Here is a 10,969-nt window from a genome sequence, read left to right as displayed (position 1 = left end):
TGCTCTTCCGATCTGACGCGCCACCCGCGTCGCGCGTTCGCGGCGCAACCCGCGACGAGCTCGCCGGGCAGCTGCTCGCGCGCACTGACGCGGCGCCCGGCTCGCGCGGGATGCTCGTGCTCGCGGTCGACTCGGCGGCCGCTCCCGACGCATTCGTGGCGGCGGTCGAAGGCGCGAGGACGGGCCGTCCCGTGGTGGCCGTCGACGACGGCCTGTTCGGGCCGTACACGCGGGAGTTTCTGGTCAATCGAGCCGCTGCTGTTGGTGGCTTCGTGTTGATGCGCGATGCGGGCTCGATGCCACCGAAGGTCGAGACGTCGCTGCGCAAGGCGGTTTCGCGATGAAGTGGTCGCGTTCGACCGTCGCCTACACCGCAGCGCTGCTGGCGCTGACGGGGCTCTCGGCGGTCGCGAAGGCGATCAATCAGTTCCGCTTCTTCATCTTCCCGGACTCGTACTACTACCTGCTGATCGCCCGTAATCTCCTCGACCACGGCCACCCCACCGGCACCCTCGGCGCGGGCGGCATGCCGTTTCCCCCGGCCGGCTACGCGGCGATGAAGTCGACGTTTCCCATGGCCGTCGCCGCTGTGATGGCGTTTCGTCTGCCCGCCGAGCAGGCGGGCCACCTGGTCGCAGCCGCAGGTGCGGTACTCGCGGTGCCAGTGGCGTTCTGGGCCGTGTGGCGACTCCTCGACTCGCGGGGTGCGGGGCTCACGGCGGCTGCGCTGATCGCCACGAGCTACGGAATCACCTACTGGTCCGGGTTCGTGATGAGCGACTCGCTCTCGGTGCTGCTCGCGTTGGCGGTACTCGGCCTCGTCGCCAAGGAACGACCCGATGAGCTGAGCAACGCAGGCGACATCGGTACGGGAGTCATCGCGGCCCTGTTGCTGCTTTCGCGACCGACCTACTTCGTCGCGCTGCCGCTGCTTCTGTGGATGGGGTTCTCGGCGTTTGGCTGGACGTGGAAGCGGGTCGCCACGGCCGTCGTCGCGTGCGTCCTTCCCGTCGCCGTGATCTCGGCGTTCTGGTTCCCGCCACCCGCGTACACGATGCGGATACTCGTGCGGTTGCTTCCGGTCATCGGCGCTGCGGCGGTCGTGGCGGTCGTAGCCGTGCTCGTCATGCGCGGTCGACGGGCGCACGGCGCTACCGCTGGCGGCGACGCGCGGGACGGTGCCGGCCGCGGAACTGCCGTGTCGGCGGCGATGGAGCGCGTGGGGCGCGTGGCCTACTACCTGCTCGCCGTCGTACCACTGCTCATCTATCTGCTCCAGCTCGCAGCGACCCGGATCGGCGGCGGTCAGAGCCCCTTCCTCGCACTGCATCGTTTCGTCGCACGCGACTGGGTCAGCGTCGTCTTCCTCGTTGTAGGCGCTTACGCTCTCGACCGTGCGCACCGGCGCGACGTCGGCGGGGCGCTGCTGGCGTCGATCGTCGTGTTGCTCGGCGTGTACTACTGGGTCGAGCCACGCGACTCGCGCTACCTCGTCCACCTGTTGCCGTTCATGGTGCCGGTTGTAGGGGCGACGGCTCTGCTGCCCAAGCTCGCGGCAAACGCCGGGCGGATCGCGCTGGCCGCCCTCATCGTGTCGGTAGGAGTGCTCGGAGTGCGAGGTCTGTCCCGCGCCGAGGCCGACTTCCTGACCACCGACTACCCGCGTGAAGTCGCTGCGGGACTCGCGCCGGCGCTTGGTGCGGGCGGGACGCTCATCACAGGGCTGCCCTGGGCGTACCACTTCCGCACCGATCTGCCCGCATGGTCGGCAGCGACGGATTCGGTGCTGCAATTCGCGTCGTACGTTCCCGATGACGCGAAGGTGCTGCTGCTCGCGGATGCGTCGCTGCACGTTGGACACCCGGAGCTTTCGAGCGCGGTTGCAAGCACCTTCGCAGACCGCCAGGTGCTCTCGTTCTCGGTGCCGGTCGAGTTCCTCTACGGCTACTCGAGTCTGGCCGATACCGAGCCGGTTCGACTCTACGAGCTCACCGCCGCCGAGATGCGCTCGCTTGTCGCGTCGTACTCCCCCGCCGATGAGGGATCGGACACGCCGGGTCCCGTCCGGTAGCCTCGTGCCGGCGGTTTCTCGCCGATCGGCTCCCGCTTGCCCGGGCCTTCAGCGCCACTCACGGATTCGGTTCGTCTTCATGCTCCCTGATGCCGCGCGAGGCGGGCATACTATTTGCACCTGCTGTAGTAGCATTTGCAACCGAGGACGCACCAGGGGGCGGTCATGAAGACTTCAAACCTACGACAACTCGTATTCGGGACGATGATCGCGGCGATAGCTGTGTTTGGCGTCGTGTACGCCGGGAGTTCCGGCCCGTGGGCCAACTTCGCGTTCGCAGAGGCGGTCATGACGAGTACGCCGGCGCAGCCTCTCAACCTCCGTGAGACTGGTTCGACGCCCACTGAAGTCACGCTTGCGTGGGACAACGGAGCCGACTACCGGCCTGACAAGGAAACCTTCACGATTCTTCAAGACGGGAGCGTGGTCGCCACGACGACCGCCACGGAGGTTGTGGTGGGAGCACTCGTTCCCGGGTCAACTCATGGATGGACTGTCACCGCGACTCGGTTTGGAGCCACATCGGCGCCATCGGTCGTGGCAAACATCACGCAGGTCATGACCATCACGCCGGCGCAGCCTCTCAACCTCCGTGAGACTGGTTCGACGCCCACTCAAGTCACGCTTGCGTGGGACAACGGAGCCGACTACCGGCCTGACAAGGAAACCTTCACGATTCTTCAAGACGGGAGCGTGGTCGCCACGACGACCGCCACGGAGGTTGTGGTGGGAGCACTCATTCCGGGGTCCACTCATGGATGGACGGTCACCGCGACTCGGTTTGGAGCCACATCGGCGCCATCGGTCGTGGCAAACATCACGCAGGTCAAGGCGAACACGACGCTTGGCAAGCCGCGGGTGCCTTCATCGGCGAAGCGCACTAGTACCATCAAGGTGACGGGAGCCGTCAGTTCATCGGTCGACGCGTACCCGGTATCGGAGTCCACGAAGGTGACGCTCAGATTCTACCGCCGCCACCGGAACGCGTCGGGCGCACTGATTTGGGGCGCTCCCCGAAAGACGCTCACGGCGCTCCGTCCGGGCACGGGTTCGTACTCGAAATCGACCAAGCTCAGTCCGGCAGGTACGTGGAGTGTAGTCGCCTATACAGCCGGTGACGGACAGCACCGCTCCGACAGCTCCGTGCGCAGCAATTCCATGAAGATTAAGTAGTGCTGTGACGCATGAAACGACTGCGGAAGGCGGGGAATTCCCGCCTTCCGTCGATTGCAGCGAAAGGAGCACGCCATGCCCATGTGCCCAACCTGTGGCGAGAAGTGGGACCTGGCCGACGGCTACGACGCGTGCCCCAACTGCGGCGGCGGCGGAGCAGACATCAAGGTCGACCACCGACTCCGACTGCTTCTGTGGGCCGCGGCAGGTGTGCTCGCTCTAGGGGTCCTGCTGCTTACAACCTGTTCTCGCTAACGCACGATCACCTTGCGCTGCGAGGACTTTGCCGACCCGATAACGCCGGCCTGCCCGGACTTGAGCGCCCAGCGGTAGTAGCGCGTCGACTTCACCGTCGAGGTGAAGGTACGCGTGACCTTGCCCGTCGAAGTACTGGTCTTGTACCCGCCCACATTCGTCCATGTGCTCGACCCCGGCTTGCGCACCTGCAGATAGACCTTGATCCACTGCACCGGCGCGTTGTCGTCACCCTTCACCGTCGCCGACAGCGTGTAGGTGGCCTTGCCGCGCTTGCGTGAGTAGGTCTTCTGCACCGACGTAGGGTTGACCCAGGAGAACTTGGGGGTCGTGGTCAGGGTGACGTCCCTGCTCGCATCGACTCCGGGCAGCATCGCCACTTCAACCGTTCGCGAGTGGAATCCCGGCTTCGAGTACCCGACGTAGCGAATACCGGGCGTCACATCGAGAACGCCGTACCTCCCGGAAGCGTTCGTGTGCGCCATCGGCCGACCGGACACCTCCACGTGCGCACCGGATAGCGCTCGCCCACCACAGGTCACCGTTCCGACAAGCGCCGGCATGGGCTCGGCCTCGATCCAGAGGTTCCAGTGGTAGAACCGCTGGTTGCCGGGTGCAAGCATGGAATTCAATCCCTGGACCGTGAACGTGGTCGTCTCACCCGGCAGCAATCGGGCCGACTTCTCCGGGTCGTCCGCCTGCATCTCCAAGGTGTCGAGGGGCGCCACGTTCATGCTGGACGGGCCTTGCACCTCGTTACCCACCACATAGAGCGGACCCACGGTGTGCGTGGTGTTGTTCGTCATCCACACTTCGTAGGTCGGTCGTCCAGAGCTCAGCGTCGTCGTATCGATCTCGCTGTCAGGCGTCCGCCCCAGCGACAAACCCTCGTTCTGGCCCCATGCCTGCCGGACAGCGTTGCTCGCCGCGATGCCGTAGTGGCGGCTAGGGAAGCCGGGCTCACCCGGCACATCGTTTGCCGCGAGCGTCGTCTTGCTCTCTTCGGCACCGTCGGGCACGTTCTGGATGAAGTGGAAGAACGTGTAGTAGCCGCCGATGACCGTGTCGTACACATTCAGCACGCCGCAGGGTACTGGGACGGTCTGTGTCGAGACGAACGCGTTCTCTGCCGTGCGGTATTCGATCGTGACAACCGGGCGGACCACGGCTACACCCGCAAGATACTGGTCCCCGGTCATGACGACACCATCGCAGTACCACGTGCCCGCATGCTGGTACGCCGGTCCCATGACAGCATCAAGCGCGACGCGTTCCCCGTCAGCCGGTGTGGGCAGGGCAGGGGTTGCTTGGGCGGCGAGCGGAATGGTGAGCGCCACCACGAGCGCGGCTGCCAGAGCGACCCGAGCGATGATGCGTCTCATGTGAACCCCCAAGTTCGGCGAACGCGTGTACACAATGATAGCGCGGTGCCGCTGCGGCGCGCGCGACCGCTCACCCGTCTCGGCCCTGTGCAGGAGTGCTACGCTCGTCACATGATGTGGCGCCAACAACTCTCACGCGGAGGCGGCTACCCGCTCGCAGTGGGTGCGGTCGGCATTGCCGCGCTAATCTTCTTCCCCTTGCGTGGCGTGGTCTCAGCTCCGGTCGTGATGCTGTTCTTCGTTCCGATTATCGTCGCGGTGGCCAGGATCGCCGGAACAAAGCCGTCGGCAACTGCGGCCGCGCTCGCGTTTCTCTTCCTCGACCTGCTCTACATCCCGCCTTACTACCGGCTGACCATCGCGTCTCTACCGGAGTGGATCGGGCTGATGGTGTTCCTTGTCGTCGCGCTCATCTCGGGGCAGCAGACCGGCCGGCTGCGCGAACGCGAACAGGCGGCTCTGCGTCGTCAGGCCGAGCTCGAACTGCTCAACCGCCTGACCTTCAGAATCGCCTCCGAATACTCGCTTGCCGCCACGGCCGAGTACGTCACCGGACAGCTGACCGTCGTTGGCAACGCCCGCAGGGTCGCGCTGTATCGCCCCGATGGTGCGGGCAACGCCCGCTGCGTGAACTCCTCCGGCGAGAGCGAGCCTGCGACCGAGGAAGCCCGATTCGCCGAGTGGGTCCTGACCAACGACAAGGCCGTGGGGCCCGAAGGTCCGTCCGCCGAGCCGGGCGAACCCCGCGTGGTCACTGTGTCGCAGGCTGACGCGCTACCCGGCGTCACCGCCGATGCCGTCTATCTGCCACTCCAGACCGTCGACGGGCTCGAGGGCGTGCTCGTTGCGCAACCGGTGAGCCCGTCGGGATTCGGCGCCGACGAGTCGCGCTTGCTCATCTCGGTGGCGAACCTCACTGCGGCGGCATTCGAGCGCGAGCGACTCGCCGATGAAGCGGCGCACTCACAGGCGTTGCGCGAGACGGATCGGATGAAGACGACCCTCGTGTCGTCGGTCTCACACGAGCTCAAGACGCCGCTCGCCGCCGCGACCGCGCGCGTCACCGGGCTCGTGGAGGAGGGCTCCGCGTGTGACGAAGCACGCGTGCGCTCCGAACTCGAGGCGGTGAGCGAGGATCTGGCGCGCCTCGACTCCTCCATCGGGGACCTGCTCGATCTCTCGCGACTCGAGTCCGATGCCTGGCGCCCGCGCTTGGTCGCCGAGGATGTGAGCGACATTCTCGGCACGGCACTGTCCCGCTTGCCGCGACTCCACGCCGCCCGCATCCGATTCGATCTCTCCCCCGACCTTCCGCCGGTGAGCGCGGACTTCGCGCAACTCGCGCGCGCGTTCGTGAACCTCATGGAAAACGCACTCGCCTACGCGCCGGCTGACTCGTCGGTGCTTGTCTCCGCGCGATCCGAGGACGGCGCCGTGCGCGTCGTAGTCGAGGACCGCGGTCCCGGAGTGCCCGATGCCGAGAAGGCACGCGTCTTCGAGAAGTTCTTCCGGGGCAGCGCCTCGTCATCTGCGCCCGCCGGCACCGGACTCGGCCTTGCCATCGCCACCGAGATCGTCCGCAGCCACCACGGGACGCTCGTGGTTGAAGATGCCGACCCGGTCGGTGCACGATTCGTGATGACCCTCCCGACCGCTGGAGCAGACAGTGACTGACGGCGCGCCCGAAAGGCACCCACGGATTCTCGTGATCGATGACGAGGAGCAGATTCGACGTGCGCTCAAGTCGGTGCTGCAGGCGAGACACTACGAGGTGGACACCGCTTCGACGGCCGAGGACGGCATCGCGCTGACCGCCGAGCGCACGCCGGACCTCGTGATCCTCGACCTCACACTGCCGGGCATGAGCGGCTTTGAGGCCTGTCGGCAGCTCCGCGGCTGGTACGAAGGACCGGTGCTCGTTCTCTCGGTCCTCTCCAGCGACTCCGACAAGATCGACGCGCTGGATCTGGGCGCCGATGACTACCTCACGAAACCGTTCTCGACGGGTGAGCTATTGGCGCGGATCCGGGCGCTGCTTCGCCGCGCATCCCCTTCCGCCAGCCCCGTCACCGATATCGACGTGGGCGACCTCCACATCGACTTCGCACGACGGGTCGTCATGCTGCGGGGCGAGAGCGTTCGCCTGACGCGCATCGAGTTCGACATACTCGCGCTCCTCGCGCGCAACGCCGGGCGTGTCGTGACCTCATCGATGCTGCTCGAGGAGGTGTGGGGCCCGGAGTACGTTCGCGACACGCAGACTCTTCGGGTGCACATCTCTCATCTGCGCAAGAAGATCGAGACCCCCGGTGATGTGCCGCGGTTCGTGCTGACCGAGCCCGGGGTCGGCTTCCGCTTCGCAGACCTGGAAGCCTAGCGGTTCTCGCCACCTTCACTCGTTCTTAACTGCGCCGCGCTCGTACTTCACACGAACACAACGGCGCGAAATCGATACTCCTCGTACGTCCATTCATGCCGTCTACGGCTGGGGAGTGCTGATGTCACCGCGCGAACTCGCTCTCGTCTCGTTCGCAGTAGTGATCACGGTTGCGATCATCTACTCGCGCTACTTGCGCCTCTCGTCTCGTCCGAGGAACAGGCGGCACGACGATGATGAGTGAAAGCGGCATCATCGGTGCGATAGCGGTGGCCCTTCTGGCCTATCTCGTGTGGGCGCTGGTCTTCCCGGAAAGGCTCTGATTCCCCGATGCCGGGCATAGCGCAGTTCTTACTCGTGATGGCTGTGGTCATCGGCGCAGCGATTCCGCTCTCCCGCTATCTACAGCTGGTGCTCGATCGAGAACCCACCCTCCTCGATCCGGTTCTCGGCCCGGTCGAACGGCTGACGTACCGGGTGGTCGGGGTGGATCCGGCCGGTGAGATGACGTGGCTAGGCTACGCGATCTCTCTGTTGGCCTTCTCGGCCGTCTCCGTCGTCACGGTGTTCATCCTGCTACTCGCTCAGGGCGCGCTGCCGCTCAACCCAAACGGGGCCGCCTCCATGTCGCCGATCCTCGCATTCAACGTGGCCGTCGCGTTCGCCACCAACACCAACTGGCAGGTCTACGCGGGCGAGACAGGCGTCAGCCACCTCATCCAGATGATCGGCCTCACCTGGCAGAACTTCATGTCGGCGGCGGTTGGGGTCGCTGTGGCGGCCGCGCTCGTACGCGGACTGACTCGCACCGGCACGCGTACCATCGGCAACTTCTGGGTGGACCTGACTCGCACCTGTCTGTTCGTGTTGCTCCCTCTCTGTCTCGTGCTGGCGATCATGTTCGTCGGGCAGGGCGTGGCGCAGAACCTCTCCGCGCCGATACGGGCGACGGGGCCCGATGGAGCCGCACAGACGATTCCTCAAGGCCCGGTCGCATCACAGGAGGCCATCAAGCAGCTCGGCACGAATGGCGGCGGGTTCTTCAACGCGAACTCAGCTCACCCTTATGAGAATCCGACTCCGCTGACCAATGCACTGCAGGTCATCGCGATTCTTCTCCTACCTGCGGCGCTCGCGCTCATGGTCGGGCGTTTCGCCGGGGATATGCGGCAGGGGTGGGTCCTGCTGGGCGCGATGGTGTTGCTGTTCGTCATCGGCCTGGGTGCGATCTGGGGGCTGGAGCGCGGCGGCAACCCGCTGCTGATGGGCGCCGGAGCTGCTCAAACGACCTCGGAGGGCGTGCCGAGCGGCAACATGGAGGGCAAGGAAGTGCGTTTCGGTGTCGCGGGCAGCGCCCTGTTCGTCAACGCCACGACGGCCGCTTCGTGCGGCGCGGTCAATACCAGTCACGACAGCCTGATGCCACTTTCGGGCGGGGTCGCCATGCTCAACATCGCCTTGGGCGAGGTCATCTTCGGGGGTGTCGGCTCAGGGCTCTACGGGATGCTCATCTTCGCCATGATCGCGGTATTCATCGCCGGGCTGATGGTGGGTCGCACACCCGAGTACCTCGGCAAGAAGCTGGGGCCAAAGGATATGAAGCTCGCGATGTTTGCGCTGCTCGCGCTTGAAGCCGGCATCCTCATCACCGCTGGTGCCGCAGTCGTGACGCCGGCAGCGGCAGCCGCCACGCTCAACGCCGGCCCTCATGCGCTGTCCGAGATCCTGTACGGCGTGACGTCGGCCGTTGGCAACAACGGTTCGGCGATGGGCGGGTTGGCCGCAGCGGAGCCGTTCTACGCAGTGGCGCTGTCCATCGCGATGCTCATCGGCCGTTACCTCTTCATCGTTCCCGTGCTGGGAATCGCCGGGTCGATGGCGACCAAGAAGGTCTCGCCCGCGAGCACCGGGACATTCCCGACCAACGGGCTGCTGTTCGTGGGCCTGCTCGTCGGCGTGATCATCATCGTCGGCGCGCTGACATTCTTTCCCGCATACGCCCTCGGCCCGGTACTCGAGCAACTGCTCGTAGGTACCGGCCGCACATTCTAGGGAGCATCGGTGACTGAGACACCCCTCACCGCAGCGGTCGATGAAGCTGCCGGGTCGCGACGGCGCTCCGCGGCGTTCGATGGCGCGCTCATCGCCACTGCGGCCGCCGAGGCCCTGCGCAAGCTCAACCCTCGCACCCTGTATCGAAACCCGGTGATGTTCGTGGTCGAGATCGGGAGCGCGATCACAACCGTCTACGCGGTCCGTGCGCTGTTCGCGGGCGCCGGAGACTCGGTCTTCCTCTCGGCGATTACGCTTGCGCTCTGGTTCACCGTGCTGTTCGCGAACTTCGCTGAAGCGATGGCCGAGGGCCGGGGCAAGGCCCAGGCGGATGCCCTGCGCACTATGAAGACGGACGCCGAAGCCAACCGCGTGCAGGCCAACGGAGCCGTGAAAGTGGTGCTGGCCTCGGAGCTCCGCAAGGGCGACGTCGTCGTCGTTTCGGCCGGCGAGGTCATCCCCGGCGATGGCGATGTGATCGAGGGCATCGCCTCGGTCGACGAGTCGGCGATCACCGGAGAGTCGGCACCCGTCATCCGAGAGTCGGGCGGCGACCGTTCGGCTGTCACCGGTGGCACCCGCGTGCTTTCGGATCGCATCGTGGTGACGATCACCTCCGACCCGGGCGAGACGTTCCTCGACCGCATGATCGGACTCATCGAGGGCGCCAGCAGGCAGAAGACCCCCAACGAGGTCGCTCTCGACATCCTCCTGATCGTACTCACGATCATCTTCCTGCTGGTCGTGGTCAGCCTGCGCTCACTCGCCCGCTTCTCGGGCACGGAGGTCTCAGTGAGCGTCCTGATCGCGCTGCTCGTATGCCTGATCCCCACGACGATCGGCGGACTGCTCTCCGCCATCGGCATCGCGGGCATGGACCGACTCGTGCAGCGCAACGTCCTCGCGATGTCGGGTCGTGCGGTCGAGGCCGCGGGCGACGTCGACACCCTGTTGCTCGACAAGACCGGCACCATCACGTTCGGCAACCGGCAGGCCGCGGAGTTCCTGCCGGTGGATGGCGTCCGAGACGAAGATCTGGCCGCAGCCGCCCAACTGGCCTCCCTGTCCGATGAGACCCCCGAGGGCCGCTCGATCGTGGTGCTCGCAAAGAGCTTCGGTGTTCGCGAGAAGCACCTCGACCCGAACGAGACGGAGTTCATACCCTTCACGGCGCAGACGCGCATGAGCGGTGTCGACCTCGGGCCGACGCGCATTCGCAAGGGTGCCTCGGATGCGGTCATCGCGTGGGTGGAGTCGCTCGGCGGCGTGGTGCCACCCGATATCGACCGACTGGTCCGCTCCGTGTCCGAGATGGGCGGCACGCCCCTTGTGGTCGCGTCGGAACTCAAGATCCTCGGGGTGATCCACCTGAAGGACATCGTGAAGGGTGGCATTCGCGAGCGCTTTGAGCAGCTGCGGGCGATGGGTATCCGCACGGTCATGATCACCGGCGACAACCCGGTTACCGCTGCCGTGATAGCTCGCGAGGCGGGTGTCGATGACTTCCTCGCGCAGGCGACTCCCGAGGCGAAGATGGAGCTCATCCGAGCCGAGCAGGCACGCGGCAAGTTGGTCGCGATGACCGGCGACGGCACCAACGACGCGCCGGCCCTGGCCCAGGCCGACGTTGGCGTCGCGATGAACACCGGGACGAGCGCG

Annotated in this window: 10 protein-coding genes; 9 read left to right on the top strand and 1 reads right to left on the bottom strand. The window is 65.9% G+C overall.

Translation table 11 applies throughout. The features are described 5' to 3' along the window. From HGB10_11330 to HGB10_11315, 4 genes are all read left to right on the top strand, one after another. Positions 1-344, top strand: a 344-nt coding sequence (locus HGB10_11330) for a hypothetical protein (GenBank protein NTU72393.1), incomplete at its 5' end; no start/stop codon positions are given. Beyond that, the gene (locus tag HGB10_11325) at positions 341-2,071 is read left to right on the top strand and encodes a hypothetical protein (protein ID NTU72392.1); all 1,731 of its coding nucleotides are present in this window, start codon (positions 341-343) and stop codon (positions 2,069-2,071) included. The genes HGB10_11330 and HGB10_11325, both read left to right, overlap by 4 nt. A 165-nt stretch (positions 2,072-2,236) precedes the next feature. Then, complete coding sequence (locus HGB10_11320; GenBank protein NTU72391.1) at positions 2,237-3,244, top strand: hypothetical protein; 1,008 nt, start codon at positions 2,237-2,239, stop codon at positions 3,242-3,244. Positions 3,245-3,319: 75 nt separating this feature from the next. Next, the gene (locus HGB10_11315; GenBank protein ID NTU72390.1) at positions 3,320-3,499 is read left to right on the top strand and encodes a hypothetical protein; all 180 of its coding nucleotides are present in this window, start codon (positions 3,320-3,322) and stop codon (positions 3,497-3,499) included. Here the strand turns inward: HGB10_11315 and HGB10_11310 are convergent. Next, positions 3,496-4,881, bottom strand: coding sequence for a carboxypeptidase regulatory-like domain-containing protein (locus HGB10_11310; protein ID NTU72389.1), 1,386 nt, complete (start codon positions 4,879-4,881; stop codon positions 3,496-3,498). The two genes, HGB10_11315 and HGB10_11310, sit on opposite strands and share 4 nt — an antisense overlap. A 45-nt stretch (positions 4,882-4,926) precedes the next feature. Between HGB10_11310 and HGB10_11305 the strand changes: the two genes are divergently transcribed. The 5 genes from HGB10_11305 to kdpB form a co-directional block, all read left to right on the top strand. Continuing rightward, complete coding sequence (locus HGB10_11305) at positions 4,927-6,555, top strand: DUF4118 domain-containing protein (GenBank protein ID NTU72388.1); 1,629 nt, start codon at positions 4,927-4,929, stop codon at positions 6,553-6,555. Continuing rightward, entirely contained in the window at positions 6,548-7,258 is a 711-nt protein-coding gene (locus tag HGB10_11300; GenBank protein ID NTU72387.1) for a response regulator transcription factor, read from the top strand. The genes HGB10_11305 and HGB10_11300 overlap by 8 nt, the downstream gene beginning before the upstream one ends. Before the next feature lie 233 nt (positions 7,259-7,491). After that, positions 7,492-7,581: a K(+)-transporting ATPase subunit F gene (gene kdpF / locus HGB10_11295; GenBank protein NTU72386.1), complete on the top strand. Its 90-nt coding sequence runs from the start codon at positions 7,492-7,494 to the stop codon at positions 7,579-7,581. A gap of 7 nt (positions 7,582-7,588) precedes the next feature. Then, entirely contained in the window at positions 7,589-9,310 is a 1,722-nt protein-coding gene (gene kdpA, locus HGB10_11290) for a potassium-transporting ATPase subunit KdpA (GenBank protein ID NTU72385.1), read from the top strand. Positions 9,311-9,319: 9 nt separating this feature from the next. After that, positions 9,320-10,969: potassium-transporting ATPase subunit KdpB (gene kdpB / locus HGB10_11285; protein ID NTU72384.1), on the top strand; the 1,650-nt coding region annotated here is incomplete at its 3' end.

The organism is Coriobacteriia bacterium, from assembly GCA_013334745.1.
GTDB lineage: Bacteria > Actinomycetota > Coriobacteriia > Anaerosomatales > JAAXUF01 > JAAXWY01.
The sequence above is the reverse complement of the archived record's forward strand: the minus strand, read 5'-3'. Positions and strand labels throughout refer to the sequence as shown.